Source organism: Arthrobacter gengyunqii, from assembly GCF_023022985.1.
In the GTDB taxonomy this organism is placed as follows: Bacteria; Actinomycetota; Actinomycetes; order Actinomycetales; family Micrococcaceae; genus Arthrobacter_B; species Arthrobacter_B gengyunqii.
In genome coordinates, this window is sequence record NZ_CP095461.1 from 2,052,695 (window position 1) to 2,070,666 (window position 17,972).

General features: G+C 64.9%; 14 protein-coding genes. 5 read left to right on the forward strand and 9 right to left on the reverse strand.

The genetic code is table 11. The features are described 5' to 3' along the window. The first annotated feature begins 88 nt into the window (after nucleotides 1-88). The gene (locus MUG94_RS09335) at nucleotides 89-1,417 is read left to right on the forward strand and encodes an MFS transporter (RefSeq protein WP_227907715.1); all 1,329 of its coding nucleotides are present in this window, start codon (nucleotides 89-91) and stop codon (nucleotides 1,415-1,417) included. Between the two features lie 28 nt (nucleotides 1,418-1,445). Here MUG94_RS09335 and MUG94_RS09340 read toward each other — a convergent pair whose 3' ends face one another. Further along, the gene (locus tag MUG94_RS09340; protein ID WP_227889904.1) at nucleotides 1,446-3,107 is read right to left on the reverse strand and encodes an ABC1 kinase family protein; all 1,662 of its coding nucleotides are present in this window, start codon (nucleotides 3,105-3,107) and stop codon (nucleotides 1,446-1,448) included. Between the two features lie 153 nt (nucleotides 3,108-3,260). Between MUG94_RS09340 and MUG94_RS09345 the strand changes: the two genes are divergently transcribed. After that, nucleotides 3,261-5,714, forward strand: a complete 2,454-nt coding sequence (locus MUG94_RS09345) for a glycoside hydrolase family 3 C-terminal domain-containing protein (protein ID WP_227907712.1) — start codon at nucleotides 3,261-3,263, stop codon at nucleotides 5,712-5,714. Between the two features lie 26 nt (nucleotides 5,715-5,740). Here the strand turns inward: MUG94_RS09345 and MUG94_RS09350 are convergent, their stop codons facing one another. The 8 genes from MUG94_RS09350 to abc-f form a co-directional block, all read right to left on the reverse strand. Then, the gene (locus tag MUG94_RS09350) at nucleotides 5,741-6,793 is read right to left on the reverse strand and encodes an SDR family NAD(P)-dependent oxidoreductase (protein ID WP_227907711.1); all 1,053 of its coding nucleotides are present in this window, start codon (nucleotides 6,791-6,793) and stop codon (nucleotides 5,741-5,743) included. Nucleotides 6,794-6,991: 198 nt separating this feature from the next. Further along, nucleotides 6,992-7,429: an acyl-CoA thioesterase gene (locus MUG94_RS09355; RefSeq protein ID WP_227889907.1), complete on the reverse strand. Its 438-nt coding sequence runs from the start codon at nucleotides 7,427-7,429 to the stop codon at nucleotides 6,992-6,994. 142 nt (nucleotides 7,430-7,571) lie between these two features. Further along, nucleotides 7,572-9,266 carry a DUF4389 domain-containing protein gene (locus MUG94_RS09360; RefSeq protein WP_227907709.1) on the reverse strand — a complete coding sequence of 565 codons (1,695 nt, stop codon included), beginning with the start codon at nucleotides 9,264-9,266 and terminating at the stop codon, nucleotides 7,572-7,574. 26 nt (nucleotides 9,267-9,292) lie between these two features. Continuing rightward, a complete protein-coding gene (gene lpdA, locus MUG94_RS09365) occupies nucleotides 9,293-10,693 on the reverse strand; it encodes a dihydrolipoyl dehydrogenase (protein ID WP_227889909.1) in 1,401 nt (466 codons plus the stop codon). An 88-nt stretch (nucleotides 10,694-10,781) separates the two neighbouring features. Further along, nucleotides 10,782-12,299 (reverse strand): carboxylesterase/lipase family protein, encoded by a 1,518-nt coding sequence (locus tag MUG94_RS09370; RefSeq protein ID WP_227907706.1) that lies wholly within the window; start codon nucleotides 12,297-12,299, stop codon nucleotides 10,782-10,784. Nucleotides 12,300-12,466: 167 nt separating this feature from the next. Next, on the reverse strand, nucleotides 12,467-13,639 hold the full coding sequence (locus MUG94_RS09375) for a N(5)-(carboxyethyl)ornithine synthase (protein WP_227889911.1): 1,173 nt from the start codon (nucleotides 13,637-13,639) through the stop codon (nucleotides 12,467-12,469). Between the two features lie 104 nt (nucleotides 13,640-13,743). Further along, nucleotides 13,744-13,968 (reverse strand): hypothetical protein, encoded by a 225-nt coding sequence (locus MUG94_RS09380; RefSeq protein WP_227907704.1) that lies wholly within the window; start codon nucleotides 13,966-13,968, stop codon nucleotides 13,744-13,746. Between the two features lie 177 nt (nucleotides 13,969-14,145). Beyond that, the gene (abc-f, locus tag MUG94_RS09385; RefSeq protein WP_227907703.1) at nucleotides 14,146-15,783 is read right to left on the reverse strand and encodes a ribosomal protection-like ABC-F family protein; all 1,638 of its coding nucleotides are present in this window, start codon (nucleotides 15,781-15,783) and stop codon (nucleotides 14,146-14,148) included. Between the two features lie 118 nt (nucleotides 15,784-15,901). Here abc-f and MUG94_RS09390 point away from each other — a divergent pair, with 118 nt between their 5' ends. The 3 genes from MUG94_RS09390 to MUG94_RS09400 all read left to right on the forward strand — a co-directional run bounded on the left by MUG94_RS09390 (nucleotide 15,902) and on the right by MUG94_RS09400 (nucleotide 17,874). Then, nucleotides 15,902-16,795 carry an arginase family protein gene (locus MUG94_RS09390; protein WP_227907702.1) on the forward strand — a complete coding sequence of 298 codons (894 nt, stop codon included), beginning with the start codon at nucleotides 15,902-15,904 and terminating at the stop codon, nucleotides 16,793-16,795. 105 nt (nucleotides 16,796-16,900) lie between these two features. Then, complete coding sequence (locus MUG94_RS09395; protein WP_227889915.1) at nucleotides 16,901-17,563, forward strand: SDR family oxidoreductase; 663 nt, start codon at nucleotides 16,901-16,903, stop codon at nucleotides 17,561-17,563. After that, complete coding sequence (locus MUG94_RS09400; protein WP_227907701.1) at nucleotides 17,563-17,874, forward strand: putative quinol monooxygenase; 312 nt, start codon at nucleotides 17,563-17,565, stop codon at nucleotides 17,872-17,874. Before MUG94_RS09395 ends, MUG94_RS09400 begins: the two co-directional genes overlap by 1 nt. Nucleotides 17,875-17,972 lie beyond the last annotated feature (98 nt).

A 17,972-nucleotide genomic window follows, 5' to 3' on the forward strand; every position in this document is an offset into this window, starting at 1 on the left:
GAACTGTTCGAGTTCTGCACACCTGTGCGAATAGCGCACAGGGTCCCCTTTCAGCCCGTTCCTGCAGCACACCTCCACAGGAGAACCCATGACTGAGACCGTCCCGGCGGGCAAAGTGCACGCCAAAACGCCCAAAAAGGCGGCAGCAGCCAGCTTCATGGGCAGCGCCGTTGAGTACTACGATTTCTTCATCTTTGGCTCCGCCGCGGCGCTGATCTTCCCCTATGTCTTCTTCCCGGACTCCGGTACGCAGGCATCGATCATGTCGCTGGCAACCTTTGGCTTCGCGTACGTTGCCCGCCCGGTGGGCGCGGTGGTGCTCGGCCACTTCGGTGACCGGGTGGGCCGCCAGAAAGTACTGATGTTCACCCTGGTCCTGATGGGAGCGTCGACCTTCCTGATCGGCTGCCTTCCCAGCTTCGACGTCATCGGCTGGTGGGCTCCGGCGCTGCTGGTCGTGTGCCGGCTGATGCAGGGCCTGTCCGCCGCGGGCGAGCAGGCCGGAGCCAGCTCCCTGACGCTGGAACATGCGCCGGACAACCGCCGTTCGTTCTTTACTTCCTGGACGCTCACCGGAACCCAGGGCGGGCAGATCCTCGCCGCGCTGGTCTTCATTCCCGTACTGGCCCTGCCGGATGACATCAAGTACGGCATCGGATGGCGCATTCCGTTCTGGCTCAGCGCGGTGGTGGTCCTGGTGACCTACTTCATCCGCCGCTCACTGCACGAGACACCCACCTTCGCCGCCGCAAAGGCCAACAACGAAATCTCCCGCCTCCCCGTCGGCGACCTGCTGGCCCACCACTGGCGCGATGTACTGCGCGTCATCTGCTGTGCCTTCATTGCAGCGGTGTCCACCGTGTACGGCACCCTGGCCATCAAGTACGGCACCGAGGTGGGCGACGTCGACGCGAGCATCACGCTCTGGCTTGTGGTGGCCGGAAACGTTGTCGCGCTGGGTACGCAGCCGCTGTTCGGGATGCTGGCGGACCGGATCGGGCGCAAGCCCGTGTTCATCTACGGTGCCCTCTCGTCCGCCGCAGTGATGCCGTTCTATCTGTTGTCGATGGAATCGGGAAACACGCTGCTGCAGTTCGCACTGTCCGTGGCAGTGTTCTCCTGCGGCTACGCTGCCGCCAACGCGGTGTGGCCGTCCTTCTACGCCGAAATGTTCAGTGCCAAGGTCCGGTTCTCCGGGCTGGCCATCGGCACCCAGCTGGGCTTTCTGATGGCCGGCTTCGCACCGTCCATCGTGGCAGCACTGGGTGGACTGGAGCCGGGCGGCTGGGTGGTGATCAGCCTGTTCACCGCGGCGATCAGCATCATCGCTTCGGTATCGGCCCTAACGGCAAAGGAGACTTATCGGACGGCCACGGCAGAACTGGGCGGGGTCAGGAGCGCCGCCACGGCGCACTGAGCACCTGCGAAGCGCAGTGACAGATCCGTCAGTAGCTAGCCAACCGCTGTTTCCGGGCGGTCCAGGCCAGGTAACCGCCCAGGGCCCCGGTGGAGGCGAGGCCCGCGGTCATCAGCGGAGCCTGCCATGACTTCCAGCGGTCCGAGTCCCCCAGCGCCAGTTCCCCCACCCCGCGGATGAAGGCCGCAGCAAAAATGGCAGCGACCATCCGGTTGCCCACTTTCTCCAGCCGCACTATCAGCGGAGCGAGTTCTTCTGCCCGCAAATGGATTTCCAGGCCTTCAAAGTCCAGCGTGGTCAACAGCCGCCGCACCTGGTCCGGAAGTTCGGCGCTGAGCTCCAGTGTCTCGGCGCCTGCCTGCCCCAGGCGCCGGACAAAGGCCACCGGATTCAGCTGGCGCATGGTCATCCGCCGGGCGTACGGGGCCAGCGTCTCGCCCATGCTGAAGTCCGGATCCAGCACCTCCCCCATGCCCTCGGTCATGATCAGCATGCGCAGCAGCAGGGCCATTTCCCGGGGCAACTGCAGGTGGTGGGTGCGGATGATGGCCATTGCTGCGTTGATGATGCGTCCCACCGGCGCGTTTCCGATGGTCTTCCCCTCATAGAGGCGGATCAGCTGCTGCAGGTCCAGGCGGAGCTGGATCCGGTCCACGCGGCGGGACGTGGGGCACATCCGGATCAGCGCCGAGGCCATCCGCTCCGCATCCTTGCGGATCACCGCAATAAAGAGGGCCGAGAGCTGGGTGCGGAGCCTGTCATCGACCTCCCCCACCATGCCGAAGTCAATCAGTCCGATTCGGCCGCCCTTTTCCACGAAAATGTTCCCCGGATGGGGATCTGCATGAAAGAAACCGTCGTCGAAGACCATCTTCATTTCCGCGTCCGCGGCGTCGGCGGCGAGCGCCTTGCGGTCAATCCCAGCGGCGTCGATGGCGGCGGTGTCCGTAACCTTCAACCCGTAGAGGCGCTGCTGGGTCAGGACTTTGGAGGTGCTGGCATCGGCATAGACGACCGGGATCTGGACAACGGCGCTGTCCTTGAAGTTCAGCGCAAAGCGGTTGGTGTTGCGGGCTTCCTGCTGGTAATCCAGCTCCTCGCGGAGGGTCTCGGCGAATTCTTCCATCAAACCCTTGATGTCATAGTCGCGCGCCGCTTCCCAGTGTCTGCCCGCATATCCGGCCAGCCCCTGGAGGATATCCAGGTCCTCGTTCACTTCCTCCTCCACGCCCGGACGGCGGATCTTCACCACCACGTCGGCGCCGTTGCGCAGCCGGGCCGCGTACACCTGGCCAATGGAGGCACTGGCCAGCGGCGAGGTATCGAAAGTGGAAAACCTTTCCAGCACGTTCGTGCCCAGTTCCGCCTGCAGCACCGGCTTGATTTGTTCCCAGGGCACCGGCTCGGTCTTGTCCTGCAGCTTGGTAAGTTCCTCCTGGTATTTGGGCGGAAGCAGGTCCTGCCGGGTGGACAGCAGCTGCCCCATTTTCACGAAGGTGGGTCCCAGCTCCTCCAGCGCCCGGCGCAGGTAGACAGGCGCGTTGGCGGTGTCTCGAGGGCGGTCCGAAGGCTGGGGCTTGCGGCGGAAAGGCAACCGATTCTCCAGGCCCGAGGCGGCGACAAGGTAGCCAAATCCATTGCGGTAAAGGATCTCTGCGATCTGGCGGTAGCGGTCGAGGTGGGTCTTCATACGTGGGCTCCCGTCCCGGAGGCAGGCCGTGGCACGCTGCAACCGTATTCTGAACCCTACGGCCGGGCACGGAGGTTGGAACAGGGTGCGCTGCCCCTTTTCCAGGTGCGGGCACGCGCTTAGACTCGGAACCCACCGATGAGGGAGCCGTTCGTGGATAATCCAGCCGTACCCCGGGATTTGAGCCTGGACGAAAAGACTGCACTGCTGTCCGGCGCGGGGTTCTGGGAAACCACTGCCCTGCCCAGCCACCGGGTCCGCGCCCTGGTGCTGTCAGACGGGCCGCACGGGATCCGGCGGCCGTCGGGGGATGCCGTTCTGGGACTTGGCGAATCCGTCCCTGCCACCTGTTTCCCCGCGGAATGCGCCACCGCCAGCTCCTGGGACCGCGGCCTGCTCGCCGAACTTGGCACCGCCGTCGCCCGCGAGGCCAGGATCCAGGGGGTGGACGTGCTGCTGGGTCCCGGGCTGAACATCAAACGCACTCCCCTCTGCGGACGCAACTTTGAGTACCTTTCGGAGGATCCGCTGCTTGCCGGGGAGCTGGGTGCCGCGTGGACGACGGCGGTCCAGGCCGCCGGCGTCGGGACGAGTCCCAAGCATTTCGCCGCCAACAATCAGGAGGCGGATCGGATGCGGGTGGACGCCGTGGTTGACCAGCGAACCCTGCACGAAATCTATCTGCGTGCCTTCGAGATTGTCGTCCGTACCGCGAAACCGTGGACCATCATGGCCGCCTACAACAAAATCAACGGACTGCACGCTGCGGAGAACCCGTGGCTGCTCGGGGAGGTACTGCGCGGGACATGGGGCTATGAAGGGGCCGTGATTTCGGATTGGGGTGCCGTCACCAACCGTGCGGCGGCGCTCGCGGCAGGGCTCGACCTGGAGATGCCCTCCAGCGGCGGTCTGGGTGCCCGGGAGCTGGTGGCCGGTGTGGACGCCGGGACGGTCACCGAGGAGCAGATTGACGGCGCGGTTGCCAGGATCCTCACCCTGGTGAACTATGCTTCCGCCGCCCCCGCCGACGGCGCGGAAACTTCGGATGGTGCGGAGCATGGGGAGAATGCGGAGGCCGACGAGGCCGCTGTCTATGCGGCCAGTCACGACTTGGCCCGCCGGGCCGCTGCAGCTTCGATGGTCCTCCTCAAGAACGACGGCGGTCTCCTTCCCCTGGACGCCGGAGGTCCGGGCGCCGGAGGTACCGTGGCCGTGATCGGCGAACTGGCCCGCACGCCCCGGTATCAGGGCAGCGGTTCCTCACGGGTAAACCCCGTGCACCTGGTCAGCCCTCTCGACGCGCTGCAGGAGGAATTGCCTGAGCTGCTGTTTGAACCCGGCTACTTGCTCCCCGGCAGTCCCGATGCGGCCGTCGATGACGCTTCTGCTCCGCGCCCTGAGGCTGGACCGATGGATCTGGTGGAAACAGCAGCAGCGGCAGCAGCCGCCGTGGACACCGCCGTCGTCTTCCTTGGCCTGCCGGACGAAGCGGAGTCCGAAGGCTTTGACCGCACCACCCTGGACCTGCCCGACGCCCAGCTGGAGCTGCTCAGCGCCGTTCTGGAGGCCAATCCCCGTACCGTCGTGGTGCTTTCCAACGGCGGGGTGGTGAGCACGGCGTGGGCCGGTGCGGTGCCTGCCCTCCTCGAAGCCTGGCTGCCGGGCGAGGCTGGCGGCAGCGCCCTGGCCGACGTGCTGCTGGGCCGGACGGACCCCGGCGGACGGCTCCCCGAAACGATTCCCCACCGCTTGGAGGACACGGCAGCCTACGGCAACTACCCCGGCGAAGGCGGCACCGTGCGGTACGGCGAAGGACTGCTGGTGGGCTACCGCTGGTATGACACCCGGCGGATCGACGTGGCTTTTCCCTTTGGCCACGGCCTGTCCTACACCAGTTTCGAGTACACGGACCTGGTGGTCGGCAGCACCGGAACAGGCGCAGACCAACTGGTGCACGTGGCGGTGACCGTCGCCAACACCGGAACCCGCAGCGGCAGCGAGGTGGTTCAGCTGTATGTGGGCGCTCCGGACGACGACGGCGGCCAGCAGCGTCCGCTGCGTCCGCTCCGGGAGCTGCGCGGCTTCGAAAAAGTGCTGCTGGAGCCGGGCGAATCGCGTCGTCTGGAGTTCCGCCTTGATACCCGCGCCCTGTCGCGTTTCGATCCGGTGAGCATGTCCTGGGTGGCGGACGCCGGTGAGTACCGCATTGAGGCGGGAGCTTCTTCCCGCGACCTGCGGCTGGCCGGAGTTGCAGCGATTGATGGAACGGTTCCTGCACCGGCGCTGAATACCGCGTCCTCCATCCAGGAGTGGCTCTCGGAGCCTGCCGCGGCCGCGGAACTGGTTTCCGGGTTGGCTGCGGCTGCCGCGGGTGGCGGGGACGCTGGCCCCCAGGACACCGCATCCGGCCCATCGGGCGTCCCCGGACAGGACAACACTGCGGGCCTGGACAGTGCGGGCCCGGACAGTGCGGGCCTGGCTGCCTCGCTGGCCCTGGTGGGCAACATGCCGTTGAGCCGGATGGCACGGTTTCCCGGCAGCCCGGTGACATCGTCGTTGCTGAAACGGCTGGAGGACTGGCTCCGGGAGCACCGCGGACAACAGTGAACCGGAGCCGGGCTCCCCCGGAAGATTCAGGCGATGCCCCAGCCTTCATCCGCCGGCAGGATGGCGCCGGTGACGTTGGCGGCGTCGTCGCTGAGCAAATAAGTCAGGGGGGAGGCAATTTGCGCCGATTCGATGTCGGGCGACGTCAGCGACAGTGACGGCAGCGGTCCGGCGCCGCCGAGTGAGCCGTAGTTCGATTCCAGCGCCCATCTGGTGGGACGGGGAATGACAGCGTTGACCCTGATGCCGCGCGGACTGTAAATGAACGCGGCGCTGCGGGTCAGCCCGATGACTGCGTGTTTGGAGGCGGTGTAGGCTGCGCCGGCAATGGACCCGCGCAGCCCCGCTTGCGAGGCGACGTTGACGATCGAGCCTGACCCCCGGGAAAGCATCAGGGGAATCAGCGCCCGCGACAGGCGGAAGGGTCCGTCCACGTTGATGCGGAAGACGCTCTCCCACAGGTCATCCTCCACTTCGTGCAGGGCGACCATATCGTCAGCAATTCCCGACACGACTGCGAGGCCGTCCACTCGCCCCCGGGCCTGAACCGCAATCGCGTTCACATCGGATTGCGAGGAAATATCAGCCACCACGCCGGTGATGTGCAAGTCCGGGTTCCGCTCCAGCAGCGCCTCCATCCGCAACGTGCTCAGATCGACGGCGAGTACATGCCCGCCCTCACGCGCCACCCGCAGCGCGGTGGCCCGTCCAATTCCCGACCCGGCACCTGTGACCACAACCGTCTTGCCGTCAAAACGGCCGTCGACCAGGGGCTCCTTCCAGTCATTAGGCGCCGGCGGCGGAGCAGATGGAAAGAGATGGCCGGTTGCCGGCTGAATCGACGGTTGATCGACGAGCCGGTTGGCGGCCTCTGCCATCAGGTCCAGGAACTCCGGTGTCACGACACCGTTGCTCAGCGTCACCAAGGTGGAGAGCGGCAGCATGCGGATCGCATACAGGGCACGCGCATCCGGGCTGCGGCGGGCCAGCACGTCAATCAGGACGGTGCGCCCGGTGGGATGGTCAAGCCAGTCGCCAATTGTGGATTCAGCGCTCAGGTGTTGTGCGGGATCCGGCATGCGGGCTCCGTTCCAGGCGGCGTCAGCCGCGGTCCGGACATGGCGCGGGCCCGGTCCACCACCGCCGCAGCCGCACCTTGCTTTCAAGGGAAGTGCTGCTGGGTCGAGTATCCCACGGGGACTCCCCCGCTACTGCTGCGGACCCCGCAAAAGGGTGCCCGGTGCAGTAAAACGGTTCGCTGCTGCGGACGGCCGCCTCTAGGCGTCGACTGAGACGACGGGAGGGAGGTGCTCGGCGGGGAGCCGGTCCCGGTCATAGGTGATCTCGGTGTACCCGTGCGGGGCGGGGTTTCCGTCGGCGCCGAGGTTCACGAAAACGATTCGGTCGATCGTCAGGATGCTGCGACGGGTCACCATGTTGCGCACCTCGGCCCGCATGGTCAGTGACGTGCGGCCGAATTTGGTGGCGCGCAAACCCATTTCAATCAAGTCGCCCTGTTGGGCTGAGCTGACGAAGTTGATCTCCGACATGAACTTGGTGACGACTCGACCGTTGCCCATCTGCAGGATGGCGTAAATCGTTGCTTCTTCATCGATCCATCGCAGAAGGCTGCCGCCAAACAGTGTGCCGTTGGCGTTCAGGTCTTCCGGACGAACCCATTTCCGGGTATTGAAATTTATGTTCTGGAGATCCATATTTCAAGGTTAGCGAGCTGTAACGGACTGTGCCCGCCGGTTGTGACTGGGCAGACGGACGGCCGTCACATCCGCCATCGTTGCCTGTGAGACCGGCCGCGGCGCAGCACCGTTCCTTCACGCATGCGGTGACAGGAAACACCTACCTTCTTCCCGTTCCCGGCCCCGGTTCCAGCTCCGGGCGGCCCAGTCCGGCGGCTTCGTCCCTGCGGTCGGCCGGACCCTGGTCCAGCCGGAAGGGCGGATACTCATCCCGCATGAGTGCCGCGTAGGCGAGCACCCGATAGGACCACCGGTTCAAACCCATGATCAGGTCGAAGAGGTGCCTGGGGTAGCGGCCGCGGAACAGCAGAATGACCGCCGCTATGAGGACGAGCAGGGCCAGCAGCGACAAACCCTGGTTGCTCACCACGTCAGGGGCACTCTCCCACCCTTCGTCCCAGGCATCTGCCCATGTGCCGCCGGGAACCATCCCGGTCCAGCTTCCCGTTTCCTGTCCTCCGGAAACGTAGAACCGGTTGACGACGATGGCGGCTTCAGTGAACGCACCCACCACCAGGGCTTGCGGGATGACGAGGAGCCACCATTTCACCAGCACCAGCCAGCGGGACAGCTCCTGCGGATAGTCCACGCTGAAGTCCGCCGGGTAGTCCGTGCGGTCCAGGGTGAACGGCGGATACCGGTCGGTGCCAAGGACGCGGGTGGCATAAAACGTTACCCGCCAGCTCCAGCGCACCACGCCCACATTAAATTCAAACAGTCCGTGCGGATAGCGTCCGGTGAAGAGGATCGCAAACCCGGCGACCACGGTGCTCACGAAGAAGGCAATCCACAGGAAGAACAGCACGATGTAGTGCGGGATCGCCAGGAACCATTTGACCAGCCACATCCAGCGCGAGAGGTCCGGATCAATCTCTCCGTAGAGCCGCACCGGGTAGCGCGGGCCGGCCAGTCCCGGGTCCCGCACACCGACTGCTCCGGCGGCTGCAAAACCGGCGGCTCCCGCGGCGCTGGCACCAACGGGACGGGCGAAGCGGTTGCCGGCGGCCGGTTGCTGTTCCTGCCCGTAGCGGTCCTGCATCTGACCGTAGGTCTGTGGCGGGCCCGGTGCCTGAGCCGGTTGTCCTGTTGGAGCCGGTTGTCCTGTTGGTCCGAGCACCGCAGCACCGGTCCCCGCCGGGCGACGGCGCAACCCTGCTGACCCAATGACCACCAGCGCAATTCCGGCGACCAGGCAGACAATGCTGGAGATCAAAAGGATCCACGTCAGCGGCTGCAGGACATCGGAGCGAACGCCCACCTGAAGCTCTGCTGAGACCGGCCGGCTCCCGTCAGCGTTCATGACCACGGCAGACCAGTCGCCTTCATCCAAATTCCATTCCACTGACTGCTCTCCGCTGCCGCTGGAGGACACCACCCAGAAATCCTCCTCCCCGGGAGGGGCCGGAGCCTGAGTTCCGGTTACCTCCAAGTAGTCGGTGCGGAACGGACGGAAGTTCACCTCCTGCAGCTCGCTGTGCTGTACGTCCAGGAGGTAGCGGTCCACATCATCGCTCGGACCGACACCGATGAACAGTTCCTGGCCCGCCTGGGTTGATTCACCCTCTACCTCAAGGGTCGCGACTTCGTCCGCCGAACGCACGCCGTCCACCTCAAGATCCGGAACGGTCAGGGCGTACGAGTCCACCTCGTAGACCTCCTCGGGGGCGGAGAAGAAGCGGTCATCGCCCTGCCCTGCATTGACCACCCCCACGGCGGCCGCCCCCGCCGCCAATCCCAGTCCAAACAAGATCAGCAAACAGCCAATGACGAACATGACAATCCTGCCAGTTCTCATGACGGGTCCCGCCTCTCAGCAGTTAGCTAGAAGTTGATCATGTGTCCGGTCAGACCGTGGAAGGCTTCCTGCAGTGCCTCGCTCAAAGTGGGGTGCGTGTGCACGTTCCGCGCCAGCTCATATGCGGTCAGGTCCCATTTCTGCGCCAGCGTCAGCTCGGGCAGCAGCTCGGACACATCCGGTCCGATCAGGTGCCCGCCCAGCAGTTCGAGGTGTTCCTTGTCGGCCACCAGCTTCACGAAACCCACCGGCTCGCCCAGCCCGTGGGCCTTGCCGTTGGCCGTGAACGGGAAGGTGCTCACCACCACGTCATAACCCTCATCGCGTGCCTGCTGCTCGGTCAGCCCGAAGCTGGCTACCTGCGGCTGGCAGAACGTGGCCCGGGGCATCATGCGGTAGTCGCCCAGCGACATGGTTTCGGCTTTGCCAATGGTCTCCGCCGCCACCACGCCCATGGCCTCCGCCACGTGCGCCAGCTGCAGCTTGGCCGTGACATCGCCGATGGCGTAAATGTGCGCAACGTTGGTGCGCATGAACTCGTCGATCCCGATCGCTCCCCTGTCGGTGAGCGCCACGCCGGTCTTCTCAAGGCCGTAGCCCTCCGTCCTCGGCGCGAACCCAATGGACAGCATGACGCGGTCCGCCTCGATGGAACCGTCCTTGCCGTTCTTGTCCTTGTAGGTCACGGTCACGGAGGAACCGTTGTCGGTCACCGTTTCCACCTTGGTGGAGGTCAGGATCGGCACGCCCAGTTTTTTATACTGCTTGGTGATCTCCTTGGAAACGTCCGCGTCCTCATTGGGCAGGGCCCGGTCCAGGAACTCGATGATGGTGACGTCGACTCCATAGCTGCGCAGCACATAACCAAACTCCATGCCAATGGCACCGGCCCCAACAATTACCATCTTTTTCGGCAGATCCCGGTCCATGATCTGCGCCTCGTACGTCACCACGTTCTCCGAGAGTTCGACACCGGGCAGCAGGCGTACGTAGGTTCCAGTGGCGATGATGGCGTTGTCAAAGGTGATGGTCTCTGAGCCGCCCTTCGACAGGGACACCTCCACAGTATGGTCGTCAGTGAACACCCCGTGACCGTCATACTCGGTGATCTTGTTCTTTTTCATCAGGAAGTGGACGCCCTTGACCCGCCCGTCCGCCACCTGCCGGCTGCGGTCAAACGCGGCACCGAAATCGAAGGTGACCTCTCCGTTCATGCCGAACGTCTTGGCCTGGTTCGTGAAGATCTGGGCCAGCTCAGCATTGCGCAGCAGGGCCTTGGAGGGAATGCACCCTACGTTCAGGCACACTCCGCCCCAGTACTTCTCCTCCACCACCGCAACGCTGAGGCCCAACTGGGCCGCACGGATCGCGGCCACATAACCGCCCGGACCCGCTCCCAGGATAACGACGTCGTAATGTTCACTCATGCTGCCAACTCTCCTTATGCACACTGCGGTGGACTGAGGATGGGACTAAAGCTGGGTTAACCCTCCCACAGGGAGTCTGTGGACTCCATCACAAATAGCCGCGGTAGCCCGCCCAGGCACGCCGCCGCTCAGGAAACGGGTCGGATTCAATCCGGTCTTCCCGGTCGAAGATCCGGGTCTGCCGCTCCACCGGCTCATAGCGCGGCCAGTCGGACCCGGGGCTGCCTGTTTTCGCCAGGCTCAGCAGCGTCCCCTGGAAACGCGCCGAGAGCTTTTTCAGGGCCGAGGCCCCTCCAAAGAGTGACAATGCACGGGTGATGGGCTCACCGGTTTCACCGAACATCACGGGCACGTCCATGGCGTGGGTCGCGCCGAAACCGAGCAGGTTCATCATTGGCGTGGCGAAGTCATACCGGTAAGACCAGGTTGGAGCCACCAGGGAGTGGGACTCGGCCACCACAGTGGACGGATACCAAAAGACGAGGTCACCGCTGATTTCCACCGACCGCTGTTTGGACGGATAACCCGGATAAGCGGCCAGCACGCGCGACTGCGCCGCCGGGTCGGTGCCCGCGAACATCTTTTCGATGCGGTCCGGAGTTGAAGGAAGGATGTCCACCACTTTGGCGAACAGTGCCCCTTCCTGCGCCATCGTGCCCAGCACCAGCGGGACTGGAGCAGACTTGCCCTTCATGAAGGCGTCAAAGGGATGTTCCGGCAGGAATTCGCCGTCAATCACCGGTGACACACTCAGCGATCCCGGCTTGTCGGCCGGGCCAATTTTGGACGTCAGCCGGTTGGTTGCCTGCACCAGGGCGGCGGCCGGGAGGACGGCCAGTGCTTCGGCGGCGTCAGACAGGGGCACCTTGAGGATCTTCAGCAAATCCCGTGCCCAGGAGGCGTGGAGCTCCGGGGAGTACGCACTGGAAGGCGCCGGGCTCTGGGCGTAGGCCTTGTGGAACAGGCCTCGGGCGGCCGGAATGCACATGAGCGACGTCACCGAGATGCCGCCGGCGGATTCGCCGAAGATGGTCACATTTCCCGGATCGCCGCCAAAGTTCGCAATGTTGTCCCGAACCCATTCCAGCGCAGCCACCTGGTCCCGCAGACCGAGGTTTGAGTCGAACGTCCGCTTGGCGGTCGAGAAGGAGCTGAAATCCGTGAAGCCCAGGGCGCCGATCCGGTAGTTCAGAGATACGTAGAGCGCTTCTCCGGTCCGGACCAGATGGGAACCGCGGTAGGTTTTCACGGTGGAGGACCCGGAGCTGAAGGCGCCGCCGTAAAAGTACACCAGCACGGGAAGTTGGTCCGCGGCCGGTTCCAGGGGGGCCGAGATGTTGAGTGTCAGGCAGTCCTCGTCCATCGGTGCCCGCCTTCTGGAGCCGGTCAGGGACGGGTTCCGGGACTGCGGCGGCGCTGCCCCGAAGGCGCTGCCGTCCAAGACCCCGTTCCACCCGTCCGCCCGCTGCGGTGACCTCAGCCGCAGCGCTCCCACCGGCGGCGCAGCATAGGGGATGCCCCGCCAGGTGCGCACTCCGTTGGCCACAATTCCGCGGACCAGGCCGTTGTCCGTAGGGATCAGCAGGGATTTAGCGTCAGCGGTCATGAGCTGCTCGATTCCGGTCGGCGGTCACGGTGCGGCCCTAGAACCATAGTCCCCGACGGCGCGCGTGTCCTAGACACGAGCCTCATCGGAGCTTCGATCACCGTCAACTCGTCTGCGGCCCGTGATGAAACCGCCCGCCGGACCCGGTTTTGGCACCGGTCCCCGGGTCATGCCGTGGGCAGCACCCCGTACGGATAATCGGCAGAACGGCCCTGGAAAGCGAGGATGGCCGGGTTCAGGATCCGTCCCTCCCGGATTTCAATGGCCCGCGCCACCGGGGATTCTTTGTCCCACGCTTCCGGCCCCGACATCACAGTGCGGAGGAAAGGAAGCACTGCCTCGCTGATTTCCCACGTCGCCGAGTCCCAAAGGTGGGACGGACTGTGATCCACGGCGTAGTACCGGACAGCATTGCCCACCTCGAAGACGGGGTCGGCAAAGCTGGTGGGCTTGGCCCAGGAGAAGCCCATGCCTTCGTCGCAGGAAACATCAATGATCATGCTGCCCGGGGCAAAAGCGGCCAGGTCGTCTTCCTGCAGATAGGTCAGAGGGGCGTTGGGGTCCTGCAGAGTGCAGTTGACCACCAGATCGAACCCGGCGAGGTACGTTGCCAGCGGTTCGCGGCCGTCGTCAGTAATGACGTGGCTGAGTTGGGGCAGGTCGGCGTCGCGCTCAAAGCGTGAGATCCTCGCGGAGTGGATGGGCGAGCCGACGGCGGCGGTGTCCCGGTTCGTGAGCACCTGCACATCGTGGATTCCCAATGCATTCAGGGCGGTGACGGCGCCGCGGGCTGTGGCGCCGAAACCGATGACCGCGGCGCTGAGCCGGCGGCCGTAGTCGCCCGTTGACCCGGCAAGCTCCAGCGCGTGCAGGACCGAGCTGTAACCGGCCAGCTCATTGTTTTTATGGAAAACATGCAGTCCGAAGGCGCCGTCTGCCGTCCAGTGGTTCATGGCCTCGAACGCAATCAGGGTCAGCGACTTGTCCACGGCCAGCTGTGTGATGACCGGATCCTGGACGCAGTGCGGCCAGCCCCACAGCACCTGCCCGTCGGAGAGTTCCCGCAGGTCCTGCGCCTGCGGCTTCGGCAGCAGGACCACGTCTGCGGCGGCGATGACCTCACTGCGCGGGGCCATGCGCCCCACGAGGGGAGCCAGCTGTGCATCGGCCAGGCCAAATCGTTCGCCGTAGCCCTGTTCAAGAATGATGCGCGCGCGGAGATCAGCGTCGATCCGTTCCAGATGGCGGGGATGAAGGGGAAGGCGGCGTTCATCCGTCTTCCCCGATGTGGCGATGACGCCCAACGTCATCAGAGCGCGTTCCGTGGTTGTGCTGCCCATTTGAACCCCCAAGTATTCCCGGCAAAGTGCCGGGGATACTGAGACTACGCCCGTGCCGGCTGCTTCCGGGCCGGCGACGGCATCAAATCAGTGCGGTGATGTCCTCAGGCAAGCGCAAGTGCCCGTTCCCGGGGACGGTTAGGAGCGGACTGCCGCCGCAGAACCGCAGCGCGCTGCAGACGGCGGTGCACCATGAACTCTTTCAGGCACAGAAAAGCCACCGCAGCAACGTTGAGGGCAACTTTGGTTCCCGTCGACCAGTCGGTGGTCACGCAAAGGACCCAGACACTCAGCAGCACCGGCACGTCCATCACGCGCAGGGCTTTCACCGGTTCGTCCTTCCAAGCAGCTGCAGTGACGCCATGATAACTACTCCCCCCACGAGACCGAGACCATAAAGACCGGTCTCGCAAGGACCGAGACCAAGCGGTGGTGTCACCTGTCAGGACACGCACCGCCCGTAACATTTATCACACTTCGGCGGAACACTGGAATTGAGCTCATCCTCAGCGAACGGTGACGGTGCCTCCGGCGACATCCCAGCGGGCATCCAGCCGCACGTTTTCGAGCATCCTCCGGTCGTGGGAAACGAGCAGCAGGGCGCCGTCATAGCTTTCCAGCGCGTCCTCCAGCTGCTCGATGGCCGGCAGATCAAGGTGGTTGGTCGGTTCGTCGAGCACCAGGAGGTTCACGCCGCGGGCCTGCAGCAGGGCCAGTGAGGCCCGGGTGCGCTCGCCCGGCGACAGGGAGTCCACCCGGCTGTTCACCTGATCTGCTTTGAGCCCGAACTTGGCCAGCAGCGTGCGCACTTCGGCACTGTTCATTTCCGGCACGGCAGCTTCAAAAGCATCCCCCAGCGGCTGGGTGTGGTCCAGCTGTCCCCGTGCCTGGTCGATCTCCCCGACGGCGACGGAGGAGCCCAGCGAAGAGCTCCCTTCACTGGGCTCCAGCCGTCCCAGCAGCAGGGCCAGCAGCGTGGACTTTCCGGCCCCGTTGGGTCCGGTGATGCCGATGCGTTCGCCCGCGTTGACCTGGAGCGAAACCGGCCCCAGCGTGAACCCGCCGCGGCGGGCCACTGCGGAGTTCAGCGTCGCGACGACTGAGCTGGAGCGCGGCGCCGATCCAATGGTGAACTGCAGCTGCCACTCCTTGCGCGGCTCCTCCACCTCGTCCAGGCGCGCGATGCGGGACTCCATCTGGCGGACTTTCTGCGCCTGCTTTTCGGAGGATTCCATCGATGCCCGGCGCCGGATCTTGTCATTGTCCGGCGATTTCTTCATCGCGTTGCGCACGCCCTGCGAACTCCACTCGCGGGTGGTGCGTGCCCGGGAGACCAAATCCGCCTTCTTGTCGGCGAACTCCTCGTAAGCTTCGCGGGCGTGCCGGCGTGCGACGTCGCGCTCCTCCAGGAAGGCGTCGTAGCCGCCGTCGTACACCGCCACCTTGTTCTGTGCCAGGTCAAGTTCCACCACGGTGGTCACGCAGCGGGCGAGGAATTCACGGTCGTGGGAAACGAGCACGACGCCGCCGCGCAGGCCCTGCACGAATTCCTCCAACCGGGCGAGCCCGGCCAGGTCCAGGTCATTGGTGGGCTCATCCAGGAGCACAATGTCGAACCGGCTCAGCAGCAGGGCAGCCAGTGCCACCCGGGCAGCCTGGCCGCCGGAGAGCGAAGTCATCAGCGCGTCGGCGCCCACGTCCAGTCCCAGCTCGGCGAGGACGGCGGGAATCCGATCCTCCAGGTCAGCGGCGCCGCTGGCCAGCCAATGGTCCAGCGCGACGGCGTAGGCGTCGTCGGCCCCTTTGGCGTCGGTGCCGAGGGCCTCCGCGGTGGCTTCCATGGCTTGGGTCGCCGCTGCTGCGCCCGTCCGACGCGCAATGTAGCCGGCCACCGTTTCGCCCTCCACGCGTTCGTGTTCCTGGGGCAACCAGCCGATGAAGGCATCTGCCGGTGAAGTGGACACGCTGCCGGCGAACGGCTCGGCAGCACCGGCAAGCAGGCGAAGAAGGGTGGATTTACCGGCACCGTTGGAACCCACCACGCCCACGACGTCGCCCGGCGCGACCGTCAGGTTCAGATGGGAAAAAAGGGTTCGGTGGGCGTAGCCCCCGGACAAATCACGGGCCACGAGTGTTGCAGTCATGCTTCCATCCTATTTTGTTTGTGCGCAGGGATTTTTCGGGCATCATTTTTGCCGTCCAACCTGCCGGACCGGGGGTTTGCCCTTATCCGGCGGCAGCGGTGCGGCGTAAGTTGGGCCCATGAACTCGACCTCCCCCACCGGTCCCGGCGCGCTTCGCCTGATTTTCCCGCAGTGGCAGGGTGCCTCCGGGCCCGCCACCCATCAGTTGCATCCGGGTGTGGACGCGCATGACACCCAGTTGTCCTTCAACCTCGGTCCCGCACTCCTGGAACTGATGTCCCCGGACCATGACGGCCCTAAAGCCTATGTGCCGGTCAGCACCGACACCAGCGACGAAGCCCTCGCAACGGTCAACGGCATCTACGCACGGGAGGCGGTGGTCCGGCAGCTGACGGAAGCGCTGAGGATTCTGCGCGATGCCCGGCCGGAGTCAGTGGTTACCTTTGGCGGAGAGTGCTCGATCAGCGTGGCCCCCTTCAGCCATCTTGCCTCTGTCTACGGCAACGGTCTTGCCGTGCTGTGGATCGACGCCCACTCCGACACCGGGGTCCCGGGCGATTCCTACACCGGGTTCCACTCCATGGCGCTTGCCACCCTGGCCGGCGAGGGGGACGCCGGAATCATCGCGGAGCTTCCGGCGCTGATCCCGCCGGCAAACATTCTGCAGGTCGGACTTCGGCACTGGGACGAAGAGGGCATTGCGGTCAAGGAACGTCTGGGCATCCAGAGCGTTGGCATCACTGGCACGCCGGCGGACAACCGGCAAGTCCTGGAGTGGATTGCCGGAACCGGCGCAACCCAGCTGGCCATCCACATTGACCTGGATGTTGTTGACCGGCGCGACTTCACGGGTTCAGTGGGGCAGGGCACTGACGGGATGCGGATGTCCGAACTCGTGAGCCTCGTCTCCGACGCCGCCGGAGTGGCGGACATAGTCGGGCTGAGCCTGACCCAACATATCCCCATGGAGCTGATGCGGCTCGGCGGCCTGCTCCGGGACCTTCCGGTCTAGGCGCCGGTCCCCTCCGGTCTCCGCGCATAGCTGAACGAGCGTGCACCTCAACCATCAGCGTGCTTATGGTGGGCACAGACACTGATCCCCACGAAAGGACTCACCATGTCACGCATTGCCATTATCGGAGGCCACGGCAAGGTTGCCCTGCACCTGGCGAAGGACCTGACCGCCAACGGCCACCAGGTCACGTCTTTGTTCCGCAACCCGGACCACACTGCCGACGTCGAGGCCACGGGAGCAACCGCCGTCGTCGCGGACGTTGAAAACATGTCCAGTGACGAAATCGCAGAGAAGCTTGCCGGCCAGGATGCCCTGGTCTGGTCTGCCGGCGCAGGCGGCGGAACCGCCGAGCGTACCTACGCTGTAGACCGCGACGCCGCCATCCGCTCCATGGACGCAGCCAAGGCCGCCGGCGTTCCCCGCTACGTCATGGTGTCCTACTTTGGGGCCGGACCCGATCACGGTGTTCCCGAGGACGACGGTTTCTTCGCCTATGCCGACGCCAAGGCCGCAGCAGACGAATACCTGCGCAGCAGCGGACTGGATTGGACCATCCTCGGCCCCAGCGCGCTGACCATGGATCCGGGCACCGGAAAAATCGAGACCGGTCCCGGTGTCGAGGGTACGCAGGTGTCCCGCGAAGACGTGGCACTGGTTGCCGCTGCCGTGCTGGACCGCCCTGCCACCATCGGGCAGACTATCGAATTCAACAACGGTTCGGTTCCGGTCGACGCCGCCCTGGATGCTTTGAAGGAGCAGAAGTAATGAGTCTTGTCGTAGTTGCCACCATGTTTCCGAAGCCCGAGTTTCGTGACGAAGTCATTGTGACGCTGGAAGATGTCATCGCACGCGTCCACGCCGAAGATGCAGGCTGCGAGGTGTACAGCCTGAACGAGGGCCGCGACCGCCTGGTCATGATCGAGAAGTGGGCCAGCCAGGAAGACCTGCAGGCCCACTCCGTGAGCCCCGCCTTCATGGCGCTGACGGCCGCGCTTGAAGGAAAGATGGCAACCGACATGGACGTCCAGATCCTGCAGCCCCATCCGGCCGGCACTCCCGGCCAGGGCCAGGTCTAACCTTGTAAAAGGTTTCGCAGCGTATTTGGAGGCCCCGAATACCCCCTGTTTGGGGGTATTCGGGGCCTTTTCGCGTCGGACATCAAGTCATCAGCCGG

Bases quoted from the DNA above. Each gene is read 5' to 3' on its own strand.
- MUG94_RS09400 (WP_227907701.1), top strand. From the start codon at position 17,563: ATGAGTCTTGTCGTAGTTGCCACCATGTTTCCGAAGCCCGAGTTTCGT.
- MUG94_RS09370 (WP_227907706.1), bottom strand. From the start codon at position 12,299: ATGACCGCTGACGCTAAATCCCTGCTGATCCCTACGGACAACGGCCTG.
- MUG94_RS09375 (WP_227889911.1), bottom strand. From the start codon at position 13,639: ATGGGCAGCACAACCACGGAACGCGCTCTGATGACGTTGGGCGTCATC.
- MUG94_RS09395 (WP_227889915.1), top strand. From the start codon at position 16,901: ATGTCACGCATTGCCATTATCGGAGGCCACGGCAAGGTTGCCCTGCAC.
- abc-f (WP_227907703.1), bottom strand. From the start codon at position 15,783: ATGACTGCAACACTCGTGGCCCGTGATTTGTCCGGGGGCTACGCCCAC.
- MUG94_RS09350 (WP_227907711.1), bottom strand. From the start codon at position 6,793: ATGCCGGATCCCGCACAACACCTGAGCGCTGAATCCACAATTGGCGAC.
- MUG94_RS09340 (WP_227889904.1), bottom strand. From the start codon at position 3,107: ATGAAGACCCACCTCGACCGCTACCGCCAGATCGCAGAGATCCTTTAC.
- lpdA (WP_227889909.1), bottom strand. From the start codon at position 10,693: ATGAGTGAACATTACGACGTCGTTATCCTGGGAGCGGGTCCGGGCGGT.
- MUG94_RS09335 (WP_227907715.1), top strand. From the start codon at position 89: ATGACTGAGACCGTCCCGGCGGGCAAAGTGCACGCCAAAACGCCCAAA.
- MUG94_RS09355 (WP_227889907.1), bottom strand. From the start codon at position 7,429: ATGGATCTCCAGAACATAAATTTCAATACCCGGAAATGGGTTCGTCCG.
- MUG94_RS09360 (WP_227907709.1), bottom strand. From the start codon at position 9,266: ATGAGAACTGGCAGGATTGTCATGTTCGTCATTGGCTGTTTGCTGATC.
- MUG94_RS09390 (WP_227907702.1), top strand. From the start codon at position 15,902: ATGAACTCGACCTCCCCCACCGGTCCCGGCGCGCTTCGCCTGATTTTC.